Origin of the sequence: Ruminococcus sp. AF20-12LB (genome assembly GCF_003478985.1) — a bacterium.
Classification (GTDB): Bacteria; Bacillota; Clostridia; order Lachnospirales; family Lachnospiraceae; genus Blautia_A.
The window spans coordinates 13,405-37,812 of record NZ_QUGH01000009.1 but is presented as its reverse complement, the minus strand read 5'-3'; the positions used below and the strand labels follow the sequence as shown (position 1 = coordinate 37,812).

Sequence of the window (24,408 nt, the reverse complement as noted above, 5' to 3'; positions counted from 1 at the left end):
TTAGAAAAAATAATTGAGCAAAGGAGCATATATGGCACAAGATGAATTAAGAAAGCTTTACAATGAAAGATTGATAAGAGAAAAGCAATCTTATATAAGCAATGTGACGCATATCAGTTCAAGCTGCTTATCACAGTTTAGACATGGAAGATTAGAATTATATCCAAAGCAGTATGAACGGCTGAAAGAATATCTTTCAAAATAAATCATTGAAAAGGAGAACAATTAATTATGAAAACTAAAAAAATGGTATTAACTAACATTGAGGCGAACAATATTATTTGCAATTTTGCGAAATATAATCAGCAGGAAAATGTAATGACTATGATTAATAGAATTACGGAAAAGAGCACTCTTCAAACAAAATGGAATATTTTAAAGAATTTACAAAAAGTAAATAAAATTAAAATAGCTTACAATTGGGAAATCTCAAAAATTCAGTCCGAATATGAGGATAATGAACATTCTACAGAGTCAATTATGAAAGATGAAAAAGGTAATCCCGTAAAGGATGAATATGGGGACGAAGTTAAAATCAGAACAGTTAAACCTGAATACCTTTCTGAGTTTCAGAAAAGACATTATAATCTTATGCTACAAGAAAATGAGATCAATTTCAAGCTTATCACTATTGATGATATTGAAGATGCAAACCCATCTTTTGCAGACCTTGAAATGCTATCATTTATGATTGATGATGAGGACGAATAATATCGTCCTCTTTTTTGAAAGGAGGTGCGATTTATTTGGCTCAATTAAATAATTTGATCGTGACAGGTAGTTCACGATTCTTGAATAAGGTTTATTTTAATAATGGTGGTACATTTAATGGAAATTTGAATGTTAATAATGGAAACATAAATGTTACCAATGGCAATCTACAATTATATGGTAAAGTTGCTCTGCAAGGATATGATAATTGGCTTCGTATCAATAATAGCGTTAATGGCACTAACTCTCCATTTACATATGGTATTTATTGTGGTAATGGAACATTAAGAACTGACGGTGAATTTCAAGTTGGGGATGGTGGAAATTGCTTTAAAGCAAACAGTTCTGCTATTACTTGCAATAGATCATTGATAGTAAATGCGGGCGTTGATTTTGGATATGGTGCTACAATTAGAAACGCAGGTTTAGAATTATATTTTTCAACTCCATTTATAGATTTTCATTTTAATAACAGCAATAAGGATTTTACTTCAAGAATTATTGAAAGTAAAGAGAGCGTTCTAAGCATCAATGGCGTAACCTGTTCAAGTTCAAATTTAGCTGCAAACAATGTTAGTGCAACAAACGTCAATGTTTCTTCTCGCATTAATGCTGATGCTGCAACAGCTATATTTAATAATGTTTACATTAAAGATGAACTTCGTAGTACAACATGGGCGATTGATAATATTACAAATCTTGGTTCTACATTCTATGTATCTCCATGTATTATCTTTACAAATCCAAGTGTTTATATTAATTCAAAATCTGGCACTACTGTTACTCTCACTATCACTGATAACAATATTATAAGTTCTACTATTGGAGGTCAAACATGGACTTCTGGCAGTAAGATCAAGCTTATGGGACGTATCAATACATCAGTTCTTGGTGTAGTAAATGGTACTATGGCAAGACAGCTAAATACTACTACTGCTAAAACAGCATACATCACATTAAATTTTGCAACTACTAATGACTGTGCAGGAATTGAGCAAGGCAAGACTTATTCTGGTTCAGCTATCGGTGATTTAAAAATGATGATGTATGAGGTAAATCTTAGTGTTAATGGCACAACTAAGAATAGACCCGTTGGTATCAGAATGTCGTCTTATAATGAAGATAAGAAGTCAAGTATTGATATTTATAATGGAACGGTAGATGATGGAAAACCAGTTGCAAGAATGGGATATTTAGGTGGACTTCCTGCTGTTAATGGGGCTAATCCTACAGGATATGGATTTTATGCAGCAGGTAATGCTTATTTTAATGGTACATTGGTAAGTTCATCTGGTAAAATTGGTGGATTTAGGTTATCAGAAAATTCTATACAGAATGGTGCTTTGGGTCAATCTGGCAGTGTATTGATATGTACAGGCACTAATAGCTATGCGAGTATTGGTGGATCAAACTCAATCAATGGTTGGTGTTTTACAGCAGGCAGTACGTTTGGAGTTACTAATACTGGTACATTATATGCTACAAATGCAAATATCACAGGTGTCATAAACGCTAATAGTGGTAAAATTGGAAGTTTTACTTTAGATTCCACATATCTTCAATCTGCTGATAAAACCGTTGGATTAAGTCCTACTGCATCTGATTGGGCGTTTTGGGCTGGTGGTTCAAACACTTCTACTGCTAAATTTAGAGTCAATCATGCTGGTGAATTATATGCTACAGGTGCAAATATTTCAGGTAACATTACTGCTACTTCTGGTACGATTGGAAAATTTTATATTACCAAAACATATTTAGCCGCTGGTAGTGGTTCTACTTGTATTGGTATGTGTGGAGATCAAGCTTTTTGGGCTGGCAATAGCTCTAGTAATAGCGCACCGTTTAGAGTTAGTTACGAGGGTAAATTTGTATCTACTAATGCGGATATTACTGGAACGGTTAATGCCACCACTATGAGAGCAAAACAAAAATATTCTATTTACGATAGCTCATATAATGTATATCAAGACGTTATACAATGGTTCGGATCTTCTTTAAATATTGGGCTTGCAGGAGGCGATGATAATGGCACTTTAACTATGGCCGGTGCTTATTTTTCGTTTTTAGATAACAATATAACTTGTAATGGAAACTTAAATATCGTTGGAGATGGAAATCTATCTGTTGCCGAAACAATATCAGCTAATTCAATTGATGCTACTGCTATATATACAAATAATAAAAATACCTCTATGGGAGTAAATTTATATACAAGTGGAACATTGACTGTTAAAAGTAGCACAACGTTAAAAAGTACGTTACATGTTGATGGAGAATCAGGATTTTATGGAAAAGTAACAGCTCGAAGTTCCTTTGCGTTTCTTGATTATAATGCAGAAGAAGATGCTAATGCAACTGCCGTATTTAGACGACCTATAGCATCGGCGGGTTCTAATAAAACCAAAGTTGCTTTTTTACAATCTCATGCAGGAAACAAAATCAGTATTCGTGCACAATATGGATCTACATCATGGGGAACAGCAACATTTACTGGCTCAAGTTCAGACATACGATTAAAAAGAGATATAAAAGATTCTTCCGTTAATGCTTTATCGAAAATTATGCAAATGAAAATCAGAAAATTTAATTGGAAACAAACAGGAGTACACCAAGAATTAGGATGCGTTGCGGATGAATTAGAGTTAATCGATCCTCTTCTTACAGTTGGTGGCGGATATGATGACGATGGTACTATGAATGTGAAGTGCATTAACACTTTATTGTTGACAGAATATAATTCTAAAGCAATTCAAGAACTTGGAAAAGAGAATGAACGGTTGAATGAAGAAATTATAGAATTAAGACAGCAGCTTTCTAAAACAAGAGGGATTGTTGAGTCTATTTTGAAAAGGAGTGCGTAAAAATGCACTCCTTTCTAACCTTATAGTAAAAATTTATGAGATAGTATGAATTGAAATATTCTAAGGAAAGTAGAGAGAAAAAAATTATGGGAGGAATATTTACATCATGGGGTGCACTTAAGGCAGCTATACAAAAAGAATGTGAAGAAGCAATGCAAGAAACTATGGAGAAATCATATGAGAATGCAAAAAATAATGTGAATGATTTCTATACTGTACCAGAGAGCGATTATCATAGAATAGGTGCATTAAAAGAATCACCAACAATGTTTGTATCTGGTATGCATGGCGAGTTATCTTTAAACACAGGATATGCTTATTCTCCGGCAGGAAGAGATACAAATACTATTTACAATTATGCAGAATCTGGTGGACTGATTGGTAATGGTGGATTCTGGGCGAATACCGAAGCAGATGTACAGAAGAATATAGATGAATCGTTTGGTAAACGGTTCAAATAGAAGAACACAAGAGACTATTTAATAGGTAGTCTTTTTTTATTAAAAATAATATTACAATATGATAATACAAAGAAAGTGAGGTTTAAATGTCAGATTTTGAAATAAATGTCAAGGCTGATCTGGACACGTCAGCAGCCGAAGAGAAGCTAAATGCTCTGACCAAAGAGCAAAGAAAAATAAAATTGGATGTGGAAGTCAATCAGGATTCTACAAAGAAATTAGCATCTAATATAGAAAAAGGTCTATCAAGTACAAAAATTGACACATCTTCAATCGCAAATCAATTAGCAAATTCTTTTAATATCTCAGATTCAAAAACTATCAATAAATTAAAATCCCAAATGAATAGTATGGTTTCCAGCCTGGCAAAGACATGGAACGGTAAAGATTTTGATTTCGCCAAAGCGGATGGTTTTTATAAGGGGCTAAATGGACTTGAACAAGCAGTCACGAAAAATGCAAAAGTTATTAAATCCAGTTCTGGTATTTATGATAACTTCTTCAACTATTTCAAAGATAAGAAAATCTATGTCTCTGATGAATTGAAAAAAGCAATGGGCGGTGATGCCTATAAAGAGTTACTGCAAAATAATGTAGGGAAAATTGTCCGTGATGCCACGAAAGGAGTGTCTATTGATTCTATCTGGGGAGAGATGACCACTCTATTTCCAGAACATTTTGCAACAGATATTACAACTCAGGCAGATCAGATTGTTCATGCTTTTGACTTGATGAAGCAAGCCAGGGCAGATATGACACAAAGTTTTTCTGTTAATGAGCTAAAAGGCTCAGAATTTACAGCAATGTCGGATGCCATTGCACAAGAAGTATTGTCTGCGGCAACCAAAATGAAAGATGCCCTACAGACAAATATCATGTCTGCGACAGAATCTAATAAGTCAACAATTCAGCTTGATGTAGAGGTTAATTCAGAGAAAATTGCTTCTGATATTCGTTCTGCTATCCAGAATGCAGGAACAGAATCTGGTGAAGCTATTAATATAGATTTAAAGATTAACGAGGAAGAAATTGTATCAAAGCTTCGTAGCTCTATTAGCCAGTTAAGCACAGGGGATGAACCTGTAAAAGTAGATTTAAAGATTAATGAAGAATCACTAAAATCAAATTTGACTGCCGCATTAACAGATGTTAATATTCCTGTTAATTTTAAGGTTGATGCAGAAGAGATTGAGTCACAGATACGTTCCGCAATTGAGAATATTAAAGATGTAAATATTGACGTTCATGTTAATGCTGATACATTACGTGATTCAGTTGGTAGTGCGCTTGATATTGCTACACAGACAGAACAGGAAATCAATGTTCCCAACATTGACAGATCTGGTTTAACTTATATGCAGGATGCATTAAATAATGTAAATGCAGCAGGACAGAGAAGCCAGGGAATCTTTTCTTCACTAGGAAGTAGTTTCAGAGAAGCATTCAGCGCATATAGTTTAGCGAATCTAATGCAGGATGGACTGTATAAGATTACGGATGCAGGTAAAGAAGCACTTTCAACAGTTAAAGAATTTAATGATCTTGAAACGGATTTATCTATGGCTACTGGTGAGAGTCGTTCTTATGCAAGAGAACTGATGCAGAGCTATAATGATTTAGGTCAAGAGTTAGGTAGTGTGACATCAGATGTTGCGAAATCTGCGGATAGTTGGTTAAGACAGGGACGTTCCATGTCTGAAACAAAACAACTTATCAAGGACAGTATGGTGCTATCCAAAGATGCACAGATGAGTTCTGAGGATGCATCAGAGGTATTAACTGCAACTCTGAATGGTTTCCAGATGAGCGCAGATCAGGCGAGCAAAGTTAATGATATTCTTACAAGCATTGACCTTGAGTCTGCTTCTGATGCAGGTGGTATCGGTTCAGCGTTGACAAAAGTTGCATCACAGGCGAATAATGCAGGTGTCAGTCTGGAAAAGACGGCTGCCATGATCGCTACAGTTAAAGACGTAACACAAGCAAATGATGAGACAATTGGTAATGCTATGAAGTCAATCCTAGCCAGAATGAATAACATTAAGGCAGGGAAGTTTGTAGATGACAATGGCGAAGCATTAAATGATGTTGAAAAGGTTCTGAATAAAATTGGGATTTCAATGAGAGATAACAATGATCAGTTTCTTGATTCAGAAACAATTCTTGATACTGTTGCTGATAAATGGGAGTCATTTGATAAGAAAACTCAAAAGGCGGTCAGTACAGCTTTGGGCGGCACATATCAGGCAAACTCCATTGCCGCTATGTTAGATAACTGGGATAAAGTACAGAAATTGACAGATGTTGCTTATAATTCTGAAGGAACAGCACAGAAGAAATTTGAGGATAATTATTTAACTTCTCTGGAAGCAAAGACAAACGCATTAAAAGCGAGCCTTGAAAATCTAGCCACTACTACAGTGTCAAGTGATTTATACTCTGGATTTCTGGACGGGGCAAAAGCAATGGCGGACTTTGCAGCAAATACAGATATTTTACAGGCATCTCTGGCCGGACTTGCATCTGCTGGTGGTGTATACGCATTTCAACAGCTGATAAATCTGTTCAGGGAGTTTTCCAACATGGGACAGGCTATGGATATCAGCCGAATGACAGAGATTTCCACAGATTCTTTTGAACAGCTGTTAGGATTAACACAGGGATTAAGTGAATCTCAGACCCGAATGGTATTGTCCAGTACGGCTTTAACAGAAGCACAGAGGGCAGCAGTCCTTGTAAATCAGGGGATGAGTGAAGCAGAAGCACAGGCTGCCGTTGCTGCAATGGGATTATCTGCTGCAAATGAAACTGCTGCTGCCAGTACCTTTACATTATCCGGCGCTATGGAAGGAATGCTTGCAACACTGATGGCTAATCCGCTGATTCTGGTTGCAGCAGGTGTTACCGCAGCAGTTACGGCCTACAGTGCTTATAAAAGATCCATTGAGGAAGCAGTAAGCTCTGCGAAAAGTGCAGGAAATACATGGGAAGAGAACACGACTTCCATACAGGATAATATCAGCAGGATTCAGGAGTTAAGGACAGCACTTGCAACTGGTACTTTAACAGAACAGGAAGCAGCAGACGCAAAGAGTGAGCTGTTATCCATACAGGAATCTTTATCCGAATCCTACGGAAATCAGGTCAGTGGGATTGATCTGATAAACGGATCTCTTACGGAGCAGATCGCATTACTGGATCAGGTGAACGAAAAACAGTCACAGAATTTCCTGAATGAAAATAAAAAGGGTATTGACAAAGCTCAGAAAGAGATGGAGAAAAACCGTCATACATACTTGGGTCGTTTTTATGATAATGGATCAGAGGAATCCGAAGCAATCAAAAAGAGTATCAAGAATCTTCAGGAAACTTATGGAGAAGATATATTTAAGCTGGACAGTGCAGACGGAATCACGATGGATATTCAGTTTAATGCGGACGCTTCTACAGCAAAAGACGCATTGAATGATTTCATGACAGAGGTTTCCGGTATTGAGGATCAGTTTGGTGAAACGGATGTAACCGATCAGCTTGCTAACAATGCAGCATCCGGTCTGACAAAAGCAAAGGATGTTCTCAGTGAATATCAGGATATTTATAAACAGGCACAGGAAGCAGAGTTGCTATCCGATGATAAGCTGTATAAGTCCGGTGATACGGAACAGAAAGCTTCCAAGTGGATCTCTGATTATGCAAAAGCAGTTGAGGACTATAACAATGCGATTGCCGATGGAGATAACAGCAAGATTTCAGAAGCATCCCAGAAATTCTCAGAACTGGATAGCACAGTAAACGGTCTGGTGAAAAATACAGGCATGTCCGCTTATGCAGATCAGGTAAAAGAAGTCCGGGACGAGCTGAATGATACAGCCATTGCCAATGATAAGTTTACCAAGGCCGTGAACGGTACGGACACAAGTAAGTTTGGAAAGTCTGTCTCAGATAATGCAAAAGCACTGAAGGAATGGAATCTTTCAGATACCGATTTCCGATATGCTTTTGAGACAGATGGGATACAGAAGGGTGAGGATCAGATCAATACTCTGGTACAGGCTGCCTTAGATGCAGGTGTTATTAGTGATACTTCTGCATCCAGTGTGGCGAATCTTGCCAGTATGCTTGCAGAGTTGGGTGTAATCTCTTCCAGTACCGGATCTTCTCTGGATGAAGCAGCAGATTCCATCGGGGATATCAGTGAAAGAATCGACAAAGCCAGTGCTGCATTAACCGGAATCCAGAAAGCGGAATCTGTTCTGGATGCACAAAGCACAGGAAAATCTATCTCTCTGGATGATTTCAATTCAGACGAGCTTGCAGATTATACTTCCGCTCTGGAATATAATAACGGAGCCTTACAACTGAACGCAGAGAAAGTACGTGAGTTACAGAAAGCCAAGGCAGAGGAACAGATACAGACCAACAACAGCCAGAAAGCAGAAAAACAGAATCAGTACATGCAGAACATTGCACAGATCGAACAGCTTCAGGATCAGTTAAGAGGATTAACCGATGCAAAAGGTGAGGAAGCACAGGCAATCCAGTCCAGTATTGATGCTCTTTTATCGGATAATGACGCTATTGTAAATCAGTGCAATCAGCTGGATCTGCTCTCTGCATCTCTCAGGGAAGCAACTGGGGCTTACCAGAACTGGCTTGACAAACAGAACGCTTCGGAATCGGGTGATATGTTCGATGATGCTATGGGAGCTATGGAAAAGATCGACAACGTAACCAAAAACAGTGATTCTGAGGATTACGGAAGGATTGGAACAAACTCCTATAAGGCAGCCGTGGATTTTATTGTTCCTGATACCGTGGATAGCCAGGACGCAGAAGCCGTTTCTTCTTATATGAGTTCTATTGAACATTACTTTAATCATGACGAGGACGGCAACCGGATTGGTCTTGATGTGCAGGAGTTCTGTGCAAAAGCTACCAAGGCTGGACTGATGGAACTGGATGAAGCTAGTGGCGAATATAAAGTTGCAGGCCAGAAAACTATGGAGGATTTTGCGGAGGGATTGAATCTTTCTATGCCAATGGTTCAATCTATGTTTGGTGAGATGGAAGAGTTCGGCGGGGAATTTGACTGGGCGGATGAAGCTACAAAGACGTTAGGTGATATGGCAGTTGCAGCCGGGGAAGCCAAGGGACGGATCGAGGAAATGTCTGGTGATACCGACATGAATATCCAGATTGATGTTTCCGACATTGATAATACCGAGGATAAAGTCAAGACACTGGACAATACCATAGCTCAGATGCAGAATTACAAAACTACTCTGGATGTGGATTCCTCTCAGGTGGATGATGCCAACGCAGTTATCCAGTATTGTGTTACACAGAAACAGATGTTGGAAGCTCCTGCTGTTATGTCAGTAGATACTTCACAGGTGGATGGGGAGCTTGGAAATGCGTTATCTTTATTACAGCAGTTTCAGGAAGCACAGAACAGTGTAGAGCTACAGGCTTCAGTTGGGGCAGATACTTCAGAAGCACAAGGCAAAGTGGACAGTCTGGTTGGGGAGATTCAGGGATTAAGCCCGGAGATTAAGGCAACACTGGGGATTGATGGATCTTCAGAAGCTTCAATTACAGCTTCGATACAGGGATTATCACCTGAAATCATGGTAAAAGCTGGTGTGGATTCTTCTGCTGTGGATGCTTATGCAGCAGAAGAAAAGCAATCTTCCGGTAAAGTGACATGGGATAATGAAACCGGAGCTGTAGATGCGTTTGCAGCACAGGTACACCGTTCTTCCGGTCTTGTATCATGGGGAAATGAAACTTCCAGAGTAAAGACACATTTCACAGCAACCGGAACCGTGAACTGGACAAACACAACACCACCAACAAAAGGTGCAGGTGGCGCAAATGGAACAGCTCATGCCAGTGGAACCGCACATGCATCAGGTTCAGCACAGTATAATCATCTTTCAGGCCATGCACAGGCAAGCGGTAACTGGGCTACTAAGACAGGCGGAACTACTCTGGTAGGTGAGTTGGGTCGTGAAATTGTAGTCAATCCTGCAACTGGTACATGGAATACCGTAGGTGATAACGGAGCAGAGTTTGTAAATATCCCGGCAGGAAGCATTGTATTCAATCATCTTCAGACGGAAGCTTTATTGGATCGTGGGTTTATAAACAGCAGAGGTCTGGCACAGGCAAGCGGATCGGCTATGGTCAGAGGTGGAATCCCTGTAAAACAGGCCAGTATTGCATCGAAACATACGACTTACAGTGGTTCAAAATCTTCCAACACCAAGACTAATACCACCCCAACATCTTCTGGCGGTAGTGGAAACTCTGGTGGAGGAGGTGGGAATAATTCTTCAACCGCTTCCAAACAAAAGCACGCAGAGCAAGTATTTGACTGGGTAGCAAGAACCTTAACAAAATTTAAAGATACTGTAGAAAACATATCTAATCGTATCAATGATTATGTATCTTCTGCATTTAAGAAAACAATGCTCAATCGTCAAGAAAAAGCTATTGTAGAAGAAATTAATGCAAATAAACATGGTGCACAGTCTTATACCAATAAAGCTAATTCTATCGCATCTGGATATACATATTATTACACACCAGAGGGTTCTGACTCTGAACAAAAAATGAATATTGTTATTCCAGATTCTTATAAGAAAGCTGTTCAAGGCGGATATTGGAATATTGAAGATATGGATACTACTACAGACTTTGGAAAAGGTCTTGCAGAAGCAATTCAGAAATATCAGGATTATTACGACAAAGCAAAAAATTGTACGCAAGAAGCTCAGAATTTGTATAATGAGCAATTAAAAGTATTTGAACAGTGGGCGAATATGCCAACTGAGGATGCAGGTAAAAAGATTGATATATTAACAAATAAAGTCACTGGGCTTAAAAGTGCGATCTCTTCTTTATCTACAGGTAAATCTGGACTTGCTTCTATTGCTAGACAAATCAAAGTAGATAATCCTAATTTAACAAAAGCAGAACAAAAATTAAACAGTGCAAAGAAAGCACAAAGCAACGCACAAAAAAAGCTTACCTCTGCGAGGAAAGCACGTGGTAATGCTGTTAAAGTAGCTACACAATCAACCATAAAAGCTGATTCAGCTTCTTCTAATTTAAGATCTGTCGTAAATAAATCAAACGTTTCTTCTGCCAGAAAAGCACAAATCCAAAAAGCTATAAATTCAGGAGAAATAATTAATACAAAAGGTTTAAAAGGTACGACTCTTAAAGCGGCAAACCAATATAATTCAGCAGTTAAAAAGAATACCCAAGATAAGAGTAGGCTTAGTGCTGCTGAATATCAAGTAACAAGAGCACAAAAACATTTATCAATAACAAATAAAAATGTTAAAACTCAGCAGACAAATTTAGCGAATACTAAGAAAAATCTCACCGCAACACAAAGAGCAATTCTCAGTAACCAGAAATCAAAGAAAACTTTTGTTGCACAAAATGCATTATTGGATTATCAAACGTCAGCATCAAAACAAGAGAACTCCTATCGTCAATCTGCTTTGAAAACAGCCAAAAAGAATATGCAGACTTATAAAAATAATGTTACTAATCGTGACAAATCTAAGAAAGCATTATTGGCTACAAAAGGGAAAATCACTATTGCGCAGAGGAACGCAATAAAGAAAAATCAAAAGGTTGATACTTCTAATGTAAAAGACCCAAAGATAAAGAAACAACTGGAAACATATAACAAATATGTAGCTGGTTCAAATCCAGATAAAGGACGTATTCTCTCAAATGCTTTAAGTACGGCTCAGAGTAATGCTGACCAGGCTCAGGCTGAATACGCTGCTATGCGTGTTACAAATGAACAAGAGAAATTCAAGAATGTTCAGAACTATTACAGTGGATGGAATGATAGATATTCCAATTATACAGAACAACATCAGAAAAAATATGAAAAATCAGAAGCTCATGGGGATTATACAAATAGCAAAAAATATGATACGCAAATCACAGACTTACAAAAGCAAAGAAAGTATAAACAAAATGAAGTAACTGATTTACAGAAACAACTGGATGCATCTGTAAAAAGTGGAATTATTAAAAAGGGTTCAGAGGAATGGTTGGAAATGACTAACCAAATTCTTGAAGCCCAAAATGCGGTAAGTGATTTTGACACACAGATTGAACAAGCAAAACAAGATAAGATCACTGTTGTTTATGAAGAAATGTTTGATCGTGCGATCGAAAAAGCAAATCGGCTAAAAGATAAGATTGGTTCCATCAACGATCTTATCACAGAAGACATGATGATTGATAAGGATTCTGGAAATCTCACTGAAATGGGCGCATTGTCTATTACGATGAACTCTCAACAATTAAATACAGAACTGAATAATCTTCAAACATATGTGAAGAAACGTCAGCAAATCATGGATGATTTTGCAAACGGTTCTAGCAAATCAAAATATGGCGAAAAGACATATGATGAATTAATGTCTGAGAATGATTCAGCAATGCAGGAATCTTTGAAAAATGCAAATAGTTATAGACAGTCTATTATCAGTATTGTTACTAATCAGGCTAAAGCTGTACAGGATGCAATGTTCAAAGAAATTGATGCTCGTAAAAAGGCACTCAAGAAAAAGAAAGAGTATTATGATTATGACAAAACCATTAAGAAGAAAACAGATGAGATTGAACTTATCAAACAACAAATCCGTGGTCTTGAGGGATTGACAGATGCAGAATCTAAAGCGCAGAAAGCACGACTTGAAGCGTCACTCAAGGATAAGCAAGACGATCTTGACGATACTGTACGTGACCATGTATATGATATCACAGTGAATGGTCTGGATGATCTTGAAACTCAGTTAAGTGAAGATTTTGAGAAGTGGTCTAATCAGTTAAGCTCAGACCTTGCAAAAATGTCAGATGCTATCAGTGATGCTATTAGTGGAGCTGGCGAAAATTATAGCGACATGATGGCAGGTATTAATTATATCTTGAATAATATTGGGGGTATATCTTCTGGTCAATATTTTACTAATCAAGATAAATCTAATATGAAAAATTCCAATTCCCTTAATTCTGGACATCTAAAAGGATATGCAAAGGGAACGAAGCATGTAGGTTCAAATCGTATTGCTATGACAAATGAAAATGGTCGTGAAATCATCGTCACAAAAGATGGTTGGATTACCCCATTAGAAGCTTCTGATATGGTAATTCCAAATGATATTACAGAAACTTTAATTGATATGGCAGAACGTCAACAGAATTACGCAATGAATGGTAACTTTAAAATGCCAGAACTTAAAGTTAAGGATGCTTCTGGGAACAGTGTAAACAATGTATATAATACATTTACTGTACAAGGTGATCTAACACGTGATACTCTTCCAGAATTGAATAAGATTCTTGATCTTGCAAGTAGTAAAACACAGAATGATATCCGTAAGAATAAGCGGAGATTTGGATGATTGTATTATTCTTTAAAAATGGTATGTTTGGTGATTGATCCTGTAGGAAATTGGATATCTGAGGAAAACAATAACAAGTAGAAAGAATTAACAGTAAACATTTACAGGATGATGTTCAGACGGAGAATATCATCCTGTTTTTAATAAAAGGAGTCGAGTTCTTTGGCTCTGTCTATGAACAATTCTAATAAAAATCCCAAAATATAAAAATAAATAATGGAGTGATAAATACTTTGCAATGTAATGAAAAAGACGACCTATATAGTATGTTGAAATATCTGCAAGAAAATGATATTGTTGATATGTCACAAGTGCGGAATGTAATTGAAATGAAAAAAAGAGAGGAATTATTAAAACAACATCATGGAAAAATAACGCAGGGCAGTGATGGCAAATGGAGAACTTATGTAAAAGATGAAACAAAGAAAAATGGTTTGCGGATGATAAAAAAATCATCAAAAGCCAAGTTAGAAGATGAAATTATTTCCTATTATAAAGCACATAGCAACAAAAAGCCTACATTTGATAAAATGTATAAGAGTTGGAGATCAGTGCAGGATCATTTAGTTGGGGATAACACTATATATAAGTATCAGACTGATTACAAACGTTTCTTTGAAGGCTCAGAATTTGCTGCACAGGAAATAGAAAAAATTTCCGAAGATGATTTAAAAATATTTTTCCATGACAGTATTGTTTCCAACAAATTGGGTAAAGGGGCATTTAAGAAATTATTTGGATATGTAAATAATACATTTGGAAAAGCGTACAGAGAAAAAGTAATACATGAAAATCCAATGAGTTATTTGGTGTGTAAGCAGTTTTATGGCTATTGCGAAGAAATAAATAAGCCATTGTCACAGCAGATATATTCTGACGAAGAGGTAAAAACAATATTGGAGTGGTTACATAAAGAATACGAAGAGAAACCATCCTATATTCCCAATTATGCTGTGGAATTTGCCAGTCTCACGGGCATGAGGGTAGGAGAGATTGTTGCTCTGAAATGGGAAGATTTTGATTATGAAAATGGATTTTTCATGATTGATAAGTCTGAAAAGTTCAATAGGATAACCAAAGAGTATTATATTGATACTACCAAAAATAAGAAAAAGCGGCAATTCCCTATAGATGAGAAATTGAAAAAGCTTTTGCTTAAAATAAAAAAGAGTGAGCTTAGTGCAGGATATCTCTGTGAGTGGGTATTTGCAAATGAAGAAGGAAGAATTCATGCGCCTGTTGTTTCATCTTGCATCAAAAATAAGTGTAAACAATTGGAAATACCAGAAAGAGGAATTCATGCATTTAGAAAAACTCTTAATTCCAACATGAGATGTGCAGGTGTATCAGAAATGATGACTTCTTCTTTATTAGGACATTCTCCGCAAGTCAACAGACAATATTACACCTTTGATGTGACAACCTTATCAGATAAGGCAGAGATAATAACTAAAATGCATGAAAGCATTGGATGAGTTCTAAAAAGGTAATAAAGGTAATAAAAAAATCCGAAGTCATCAGACCTCGGAAACCCTTGAATTTATGGGGAATATCGGGGCAACAGGATTTGAACCTGCGACCTCACGGCCCCCAGCCGTGCGCGCTACCAAGCTACGCCATACCCCGCAACGCATATAACTATAACATAAACGAATTGTAAATGCAACCATTTTTTGAGGAGAAAGAGTGTGATCCCTTGATACTTGTTACTGTTCACTCCGTTCTCAGTAACACGCTTCGCGATGCACAGAATTTATGCTGATCGCAAAAATTCGCGCGGTATGTCTCGGGTTTTCTGTGACCTTCGCTCACAAAAAACACCTCGCGGAACATTACCAGTGAACAGTAACTGATACTTTCATAGGCTTCACACTCTTTACATGGTATGATCAGGCTGTCTGTATTGTGTTACCTGGGTCAGGTAAAATACCTCTTCCCTGAAGTACAACAACAAGAGTTTCTGTTGTGTCCTGTAAATTCTTGATATCTTTTCGGATATCCCGTTCTGCAAGCTTAACATCCAGTGAAAGGTCGTCCAGGCGTTTTCTGTTGGTATCACATTTCAGATCGATCATTTCAAGTCTGTTTTCTACCCGGTTGAAGCGGGCATCTATTTCATCGAAGCGAACATCCATAGCATCGAGACGAGCGTCGATACCGTCGAAGCGAACATCCATAGCATCAAGACGAGCGTCGATACCGTCGAAGCGAACATCCATAGCATCGAGACGAGCGTCGATACCGTCGAGACGAGCATCCACAGCATCCAGTCTGGCGTCGATACCATCTAATCGGTTATTTATATTGCCCAGCTGGACATTGATCGGGTTTATCATACCGGCTAATAATTCCAAATCTTTCTGATCTAACATATGCGCATCCTCCCATAAAAACTGTACCGCATATTTCTCTGTGCGGATATTGTATCATGTTTCGAGTGTGAAGTCTATGAAATTATCAAAGAACAAACTGGACAGGAACAATAAGTTCTTAATCAGTATAATATATGAAAGAGGAAAAAACAAGACATATTTTTATATCTTTAATAATAATAGAAAATGCAGGCGAACTGCCTGAAGAACAAAAAAAGGAGGCCGGGAGTTGTGCAGACTCCCGGCAAAAAAGTATGAAAAAGAAAAAGATTGTTTAGCATTTGCATTTGCTATCTACAGTTAATAATATAGTAAAAAAATGTGTGCATTGTGTGAAAGGAAAATGAAGATAATGTGAAAACTGCCGCTTAATGTTAGATTAAGCGACAGTAATATGTCATTTTTTGTGCTTTTTATGTAAGTATAATTCGTTTGGCAGAGGATGCTCTGTGAAATTATACCAGTTTATTTAATTTTTCAATAATTTTTGTAAGTTCTTCTCTGGAATACCCGCCGAAGCTTACCAGTGCGCGTAATGGCATGGAGTCGGTCATGGCTTCTGTCATTTCTTCGGTGACAGCTTCGGAAGCGGCTTCAGAAGAGGACTCTTCACCAACGTTCATGGCTGAGATATATTTTGCTGTCAGTTCTTTTGCTGTTTCGCTTGTTTTCGGGTTGCGGAACAGTTCGCCCAGGGTAGTGTTCATATGAACATGCATCGGAAGCTCCTGACTGCTGTTCAGATGGATCCTGCTTTCAAGATGGATATCTCTGGAAGAGGTACCGACAAGGAGCTTATATTCGCCGCTGGCTGCGAACCAGTCATGAAGTTCTGTATTGTACCATGCGAAGCTTCTCTTGTCCAGTTCCATGGTTACTGTTTTGGTCTCGCCTGGGTTCAGGAAAACCTTTTCGAAGCCTTTGAGCTCTTTTTCCGGACGGATCGCGGAATGGGTACAGTCTTTGACATAGAGCTGTACGACTTCTTTTCCTGCCACGTTTCCTGTATTTGTTACATCAACCGAAATGGTGATCGTGTCTTTGTCTGTAGGATTTTCATTGGAGATCTTCAGGTTGCTGCAGGCAAAGGTAGTGTAGGAGAGTCCATAGCCAAACGGATATGCTACATCCATTTCTTTTGTATCGTAGTAGCGATAGCCTACGAATACCCCTTCACGGTATTCAACCTTTTCACCACCGCCGAAGTTCAGGTAAGATGGATTGTCGGAGAGCTTGAGCGGCATTGTCTCGGCAAGCTTGCCGCTTGGATTTACTTTTCCGTAAAGGATGTTTGCGACAGCGGCACCGCCTGCCTGACCGCCGAGGTATGCTTCCAGAAGTCCTTTTACATCATTGAGCCATGGCATCTCCACGGGGGAACCGTTGTGGAGGACGATCACGGTATTCGGCTGTACTTTAAGGATCTCAGCAATGAGACGGTTCTGGCATTTAGGAAGCCTCATGTGGGAACGGTCGTATCCTTCAGATTCAAAGCTGTCCGGAAGTCCGGCGAAGATCACAACCTTGTCAGCGGCGGCAGCAGTTTTAATTGCTTCAGCTGCAAGTGCGTCATCGTAGAGATCTTTGTCTGCAGGAAAACCTTCCGCATAAGTAACCTGTGCATCGGAAGGAATGGAATCCAGTGCATTTGTGATCTTGAAGCAGTTGATATGAGAGCTTCCGCCACCTTGGAAACGAGGCTTCTTTGCAAAACCACCGATGAAAGCAACTTTTTCGGATGCTTTCAGAGGGAGAATTTGCATATCGTTTTTCAGAAGAACCATAGATTCTTCCGCAATGTGGCGTGCTTCTTTATGGTCTTTTTCCATAGTGAAGTCCTGCGGTGCACGGTTGTCTGTATATTCAAAAATTATGCGTAAAATACGTTCAACAGCCTGGTCAAGAATGTCTTCCCTGAGGGAACCGTCTTTTACGGCCTGTACGATGAGGGCATCGTTGACCCCATTGGAGGAAGGCATTTCCAGCTCAAGACCTGCCTCAAGACCTTTGACGCGGTCATTGACTGCACCCCAGTCGGACATTACATAGCCCTTGAAGCCCCAGTCGCTGCGGAGAACATCTGTGAGAAGCCATTTATTCTCAGATGCGAAAGTGCCGTTGATCTGGTTGTAGGAGCACATGAAGGTGTATGGCTGAGCTTTTTTTACTGCAGTTTCGAATGCAGGGAAATAGATTTCACGTAAAGTGCGCTCATCAGCCTCGGAAGAGTTGCTCATGCGGTGATATTCCTGGTTGTTTGCTGCAAAGTGCTTGATAGAGGTTCCTACATGCTGGGACTGTACTCCGTTTATAAAAGCGGCTGCGATCTCACCTGCAAGATATGGATCCTCGGAATAATATTCGAAGTTTCTTCCGCAGAGAGGAGAACGTTTGATGTTTACGGCCGGTCCGAGAACTATGGATACATCGTTGGCCTGAGCTTCTTTTCCGATAGTTTTGCCCATTTCTTCCATCAGCTTGCGGTCAAAGGAGCAGGCACTTAAAGCAGCCGGCGGGAAGCAGACGGCTTTGATGCTGTCATTCATTCCAAGATGATCGCCCTTGTCATCCTGCTTACGAAGTCCGTGAGGGCCGTCGCTGACCATTACTTCCGGGATTCCTAAGCGCTCCACATGTTTCAGATGCCAGAAATCAAGACCTGAGCACATGCCGGCTTTTTCTTCCAGTGTCATCTGGCTTACGATTTTTTTCAGATCACGTTTCATTAAAAATACCTCCGAAATTTTTTTCTTACTATGAACTATAGCATGTTTTACTGGTAAAATATAACAAAAATTTGTTAAAAATAAAAAAATATTGCAGTTTAGCCGAATCAAGTAAGTCCCCTGCTTCAATTGCGAATATCCGCATGACCCTCACATTTTCAGGAATATAAAAACGATATGCAGGTCGATTGACAGAGCGGTGAGAGATATCTATTTCTGGTTTTTTATATAATCATAATCTTGTTTTGCACGGTGCATCGTTAAAATTTTGTACGGTGCATCGTTAAAATTTCGTTGACAAATCTTCCATAACGTGTTAACCTAATACCAGTTCAAAAAGAAAATGCGTAGATGAGGAATAGTACACAAGAGAACGGAACACAGAGAGCTGCTGGCCGGTGAGAAGCAGCGGAAGGGATTTGTGGAACTCGCCTCGGAGCATCTGCCTGAAATCTTTATATATTATATAAGAGAGTAGACGCAGACGGTGTCCGCCGTTATCCGGAGAGGATATAAGGATGTATATACATTCCGTATCTGTCAAGTGTGTGAATTTTTATTCATGAAATAAGAGTGGTACCGCGTAGGACAGCAGTTGTCTTTCGTCTCTTGCAGAATCTGCAGAGTCGGAAGATTTTTTTATGTCTTTATATCAAAAACAGAAATCAAAGAGAAATTTTAATGGAAACAGAAAGTGGAGGAAAACAAAATGATGACACCATCCAAGTACAAACGTCAGTATTACATGCCGCCGGTGAAATGTATGAAATGGGCGGAGAAAGAATATGTGGATAAGGCCCCGATCTGGTGCTCTGTAGACCTTCGTGACGGAAATCAGGCACTTGTGATCCCGATGAGCTTGGAGCAGAAAGTGGAATTTTTCAAGCTTCTTGTAAAAATCGGTTTTAAAGAGATCGAGGTTGGATTTCCTGCTGCTTCTGAGACAGAGTATGAGTTTCTCCGTACGCTGATCGAGCAGGATCTGATCCCGAAGGATGTAACGATCCAGGTGCTGACTCAGGCAAGAGAGCATATCATCCGTAAGACCTTTGAAGCTGTTAAAGGCGCCCCAAAAGCAATCGTTCATGTATACAACTCCACATCCGTATCTCAAAGAGAGCAGGTATTTAGAAAATCAAAAGAAGAGATCCTGAAGATTGCAGTAGATGGCGCTGCACTTCTGAAAAAACTGGCTGATGAGACAGAGGGCAATTTCCAGTTTGAGTACAGCCCGGAGAGCTTTACGGGAACAGAGCCTGAGTATGCGCTGGAGGTGTGCAATGCGGTTCTGGATGTATGGCAGCCCACTGCAGATAACAAAGCGATCATCAACCTGCCTGTTACTGTTGAGCATTCTATGCCGCATGTGTATGCAAGCCAGGTGGAATACATGTGTAATAATCTGAAATACCGTGAAAACGTGATCGTTTCTCTTCATCCGCACAATGATCGTGGATGTGGCGTTGCAGATTCTGAGATGGGTCTTCTTGCGGGTGCTGACCGAATTGAGGGAACTTTGTTCGGAAATGGTGAGCGTACCGGTAATGTGGATATTGTAACACTTGGTATGAATATGTATTCCCAGGGTGTGGATCCGAAGATCGATTTCTCTGATATGCCGCATATCTGTGAGGTTTATGAGAAATGTACCGGAATGCAGATCTATGAAAGAAGTCCGTACAGTGGAGCTCTTGTATTTGCTGCATTTTCCGGATCTCATCAGGATGCCATCGCAAAGGGTATGCACTGGAGAGAAAATGGAAATCTGGAGCACTGGACTGTTCCGTATCTGCCGATCGATCCGACAGACGTGGGAAGAAATTACGACGCAGATGTTATCCGTATCAACAGCCAGTCCGGAAAGGGTGGCGTAGGCTATATACTGGAGACAAAGTTTGGACTGAACCTTCCTCCGAAAATGCGAGAGGCTATGGGCTATGCAGCCAAAGCAGTGTCCGATCACAAGCACAAAGAGCTTCATCCGGACGAGATCTTCAGTCTGTTCAAATCTACCTTCGAAAATGTGGTTGAACCATACAGCATCAGTGATGTTCATTTCCAGCAGAAAGAAGATGGCATCGTAACACGGGTTACTTCTACATTCCGTGGAAAAACCATCGTTACAGAGGCTTCCGGAAATGGTCGTCTGGATGCGGTAAACAATGCACTGAAGAAAGCTTACGAACTGAAATACACACTGGAGACTTATCAGGAGCATGCTCTGGAGCAGAGCTCTTCCTCCAAGGCTATCGCTTATGTGGGAATCCGCAAACCAGATGGAACGCTTGCCTGGGGAGCAGGTGTTGATCAGGATATCATCCGTGCCTCTATTGATGCACTGGTAACTGCGATCAACAATCGATAAGCATCCAGTTCCGGATAGGTTTACAAAAAATGAGAAGCTGCCATAAAACGCAGCTTCTTTTTTTGCCGTGCAGATGCTATAATAGTGCGGAATGTGAAAATAACAGAGAGTAAGAGGGATATTATGAAAAATAAGAAAAAAAACAGGAGCTCATACAGCCTGTCTGCAGAGCTGAAAAACGCTCTGAAATATCTGTTGATATGGGGAATGATCCTAATCTTTTCCGCATATCTGCTAAGTGATTCGGAGATTCTCGGAAATGTAAAGCAGCAGGCAAGACCGGATACCTGGTCGATGATCGGTGTGGGAGGATGCTTTGAAGAGGAGTTTACCTGCAAAACGAACCGTCTGTCAGGTGTGGAGCTTTTTCTTTCTACAGAGAGTGCATCGGTTGCTGGAACGTTTCAGGTAACTCTGTATCAGAATGACAGGGAGATCCAGAGCTGGCAGGCCAGCAGACTGACCATATCGTCGGGGGATACCACGTATTTCAGGCTTGCCCAGAAGCTTACGGAATGTAAGGGGCAGAAATTTCGAATCGTTTTAGATGGCGCAAAAGGGGATACCGGAGTGGCTGCAGGGCTGGTGAGCCAGAAGGATGATACACAGACACTTGCCTATCGTATTATTTCCAGTCCATTTCCAAAATCACTGGTGTTTCTGGTGGTTGGGGCGGCGGCAGCTGTGATGCTGGTGATCTTTGCATTTCTGAAACGCAGACAGCTCCGGGCAGAAGTGGTGTTTGCCGTTGTTTATATTTTTATGAGTATCTGTACGCTGGCGGCGGTTCCGGCCTTTAATTCGCCGGATGAGTACAGCCATTATCTGAGAAGCTATGAGGTTTCCAGAGGATATCTGACGTCGGAAGGCAACGGAGGAAACGACTTATTCTCATATGGAAGGACGTTTAACAGTGGTCTGGTTCCGGAATTTACCTCCAAGGATCATGTATCATTATGGCATATCGGAGAGAATGCAGATCAGCGTATCGACCGGGAAAAAACACAGTTTTACGGATTTGGAAATACAGCCTTGTATGCACCTACTTCGTATCTTCCCCAGGCAGTGGGGATCCGCATTGCAGATCTGTTTACAGACCGGCCGATGGTCCTTGCCTATGCGGGAAGGATCGCCAATATGCTTATGTTTGGACTGTTCTTTTTCTTTGCCATTCGTCTGACGCCTGTTGGGAAAAATTTTCTCGTACTTCTGGGTCTGGTACCTGTGAATATCCAGTCAGCAAATTCCATGTCAGCAGATGCCCTGGCCCTGGCTCTGACGGTTGCTCTGGCTGCCTTTGTATTGGCCATGCGATATAAACAAAAAGAAGTTATGAGTGTAAGACAGCTGATATGGATGTACGTACTGACCGGATTTCTGTGTCTTTGCAAAGTGGTTTACATGCCGTTTTGCCTGCTCCTGTTCCTGATTCCGAAAGAACGGTTTAGAAGCAGGAAAAATTACTGGTTCCACGTAGTCTGCGCAGGAACCGTGATCCTGATCTTAAGTTTCGGCTGGCTGGCCATTGCGTCCCGATATCTCTGTGAGTCACAGCCGGGTGTGGATACAGCTGCACAGCTTGTGGGGATTCTGAAGGATCCGGCTGCCTTTGTCCTGACTTTTGTGCGGAGCCTGGACAGCTTTGGTGTGACCTATCTTACAGAAATGATAGGAAGTAATCTTGGATGGCTGAACATTCCTGTCTGTGCCCTGCTAGCAATGGGATATCTTCTGATCCTGGTCCTTCAGGTTTCCGGGAATGATGATATGTCGGGAATCCGTCTGGATCTTCCGGCAAAGGGTATTCTGGGAGGAGTTAGTCTCCTGGTATTTGCGCTGATCTTTGTCACGTTATACGGACAGTGGACAGCCTATGGCTACGATAAGATCCTGGGCGTTCAGGGACGGTATTTTCTGCCGCTTCTTTTTTCGCTGATCCTTGCGCTGAAGCCCAAACGGTTTGCCGAAGGAGCCGGGGAAACACCATGGGGGCTGTTTCTGGGAGCCTGGAGTATCGATCTGTGCGTTTATGCGACACTTTTCGTGCAGGCATTGTGCCGTTTTGCATAAGGTGTCAGATCTGGTCGAGCAAAAATCCTTGACTGGATGAAAACAAAATATTATAATCAAATCCGTAAATAACAGAAGAAAAAACTGTTCTGAAAAAGGATAAACAGGCAGATAGAAGTACGATTTCCGGAAAGTGGGTGTACAACATTGGACGGAGATGGAGACGCTATCTGTCTTTTTTTCTGAAATGAAATATGGTATGAGTGTGGATAACTCTGAGATTTTATGTGGATTTAATGTGGAATACATGTGGATAAAGTGTGGATAAAACACAAATACCGCCGTTGAAGCGTTAAATACGGGAAAAAGCTTGACATATTCAATATTATTAAATATAATTTTCCCATACATTACAAAAATGTTACAAACATGTAAAGGAAATCGTAATGATCCGTAAATATCCGGGAAGCGATGATAATGGGGGTTGTGATATCGCATCGGAGGATTATGGGCTGTTACAGAAAATGAAACGCAAGGAATGAGATTATGAAAGTTGAGAAAGATTTACGTGAGGCTGACGGAGTGCAGGATGAACGTAGAAATGGAAAAACCGGAGGAAATTCCGCGCGCAGTTTTGCAGTGCTGACATTATGTGCAGTTTTGGCGATGGTTATTTCTCTGGGGACAAGGACATTTGCAGAAAGTGAAGGAGGCAGGGTTTATGCAGCTTCAGATGGAGGAGAGGGCTCTTCCTATGAAGAGGTTGCTGTTCCTACCGGGATCGCAGGTGTGGTTTCAGGAGTTACGGATACACCATTATCCGGAAGCACGGTTACAAGGATCGGAAGCTCCTGTGAGCAGGTGATCGTAGGCCAGAGAGTACAGAGAGTGACCAATACTGCTGCAGATCTTAATGTAAGCTCCTCTATGGAAAACAAAGTAAATGAACTTGATGCAAGATCGATCACACTGGCAGAAAATCCCACACTGATGTCAGATGAGGACTATGATACACTTCTGAGGATCGTGGAGGCAGAAGCAGGAAGTGAAGATATCAAGGGCCGTGTTCTGGTGGCCAATGTCATCATGAACCGTGTAAAAAGCGAAGATTTTCCGAATACGGTGACAGAGGTTGTCTGGGATAACAGTGACGGCGTTCCGCAGTTTTCACCGACCTATGATGGCAGGATCAATGAAGTTGCAGTTTCTGATGAAACAAGGGAAGCGGTCAAGCAGGCGCTGAAGGGTGCTGATTATTCTGAAGGTGCACTGTTCTTTATCCAGAAATCCGCAGCGGAGGAACACAATGTGAAATGGTTTGAAAAGGACCTGAAGAGGCTCTTTAAATATGGGGTCCATGAATTTTATACATATAAATAGGAAGAACTGATGCAGTACAGAAGGAACCAACCGCCGGCAGAAACAGACCGGCGGTTTCTTTTTATCCGAAAGCTGTGAATAT

The 24,408-nt window shown here is 40.2% G+C and carries 11 protein-coding genes, 1 tRNA gene and 1 other annotated feature; of the genes, 9 read left to right on the top strand and 3 right to left on the bottom strand.

The genetic code is table 11. The features are described from left to right. Positions 1–31 precede the first annotated feature (31 nt). From DWX61_RS18960 to DWX61_RS11880, 6 genes are all read left to right on the top strand, one after another. A complete protein-coding gene (locus DWX61_RS18960) occupies positions 32–205 on the top strand; it encodes a hypothetical protein (protein ID WP_021650867.1) in 174 nt (57 codons plus the stop codon). A 26-nt stretch (positions 206–231) separates the two neighbouring features. After that, positions 232–711 (top strand): hypothetical protein, encoded by a 480-nt coding sequence (locus DWX61_RS11900; RefSeq protein WP_021650866.1) that lies wholly within the window; start codon positions 232–234, stop codon positions 709–711. Positions 712–746: 35 nt separating this feature from the next. Continuing rightward, positions 747–3,572, top strand: coding sequence for a tail fiber domain-containing protein (locus tag DWX61_RS11895; protein ID WP_118625466.1), 2,826 nt, complete (start codon positions 747–749; stop codon positions 3,570–3,572). A 50-nt stretch (positions 3,573–3,622) separates the two neighbouring features. Next, complete coding sequence (locus tag DWX61_RS11890; RefSeq protein ID WP_147419626.1) at positions 3,623–4,033, top strand: hypothetical protein; 411 nt, start codon at positions 3,623–3,625, stop codon at positions 4,031–4,033. A gap of 86 nt (positions 4,034–4,119) precedes the next feature. Continuing rightward, positions 4,120–13,473 (top strand): phage tail tape measure protein, encoded by a 9,354-nt coding sequence (locus DWX61_RS11885; RefSeq protein WP_118625462.1) that lies wholly within the window; start codon positions 4,120–4,122, stop codon positions 13,471–13,473. 266 nt (positions 13,474–13,739) lie between these two features. Continuing rightward, positions 13,740–14,948: a tyrosine-type recombinase/integrase gene (locus DWX61_RS11880; RefSeq protein ID WP_147419625.1), complete on the top strand. Its 1,209-nt coding sequence runs from the start codon at positions 13,740–13,742 to the stop codon at positions 14,946–14,948. Between the two features lie 77 nt (positions 14,949–15,025). Here DWX61_RS11880 and DWX61_RS11875 read toward each other — a convergent pair. From DWX61_RS11875 to DWX61_RS11865, 3 genes are all read right to left on the bottom strand, one after another. Then, positions 15,026–15,099 (bottom strand) — tRNA-Pro (locus DWX61_RS11875). Positions 15,100–15,362: 263 nt separating this feature from the next. Beyond that, on the bottom strand, positions 15,363–15,845 hold the full coding sequence (locus tag DWX61_RS11870) for a hypothetical protein (RefSeq protein WP_118515942.1): 483 nt from the start codon (positions 15,843–15,845) through the stop codon (positions 15,363–15,365). Positions 15,846–16,300: 455 nt separating this feature from the next. Further along, entirely contained in the window at positions 16,301–18,571 is a 2,271-nt protein-coding gene (locus tag DWX61_RS11865; protein WP_118625458.1) for a glycoside hydrolase family 3 C-terminal domain-containing protein, read from the bottom strand. A 339-nt stretch (positions 18,572–18,910) separates the two neighbouring features. Next, positions 18,911–19,184: a binding site (T-box leader), on the top strand. Between the two features lie 96 nt (positions 19,185–19,280). On the opposite strand from DWX61_RS11865, the gene DWX61_RS11860 reads away from it, so the two are divergent. The 3 genes from DWX61_RS11860 (at position 19,281) to DWX61_RS11850 (ending at position 24,326) form a co-directional block, all read left to right on the top strand. Further along, entirely contained in the window at positions 19,281–20,936 is a 1,656-nt protein-coding gene (locus tag DWX61_RS11860; RefSeq protein WP_182433990.1) for a 2-isopropylmalate synthase, read from the top strand. A gap of 123 nt (positions 20,937–21,059) precedes the next feature. Then, on the top strand, positions 21,060–23,006 hold the full coding sequence (locus tag DWX61_RS11855) for a DUF2142 domain-containing protein (protein ID WP_118369078.1): 1,947 nt from the start codon (positions 21,060–21,062) through the stop codon (positions 23,004–23,006). Between the two features lie 486 nt (positions 23,007–23,492). After that, on the top strand, positions 23,493–24,326 hold the full coding sequence (locus tag DWX61_RS11850) for a cell wall hydrolase (RefSeq protein ID WP_118515945.1): 834 nt from the start codon (positions 23,493–23,495) through the stop codon (positions 24,324–24,326). The last annotated feature ends 82 nt before the right edge of the window (positions 24,327–24,408 follow it).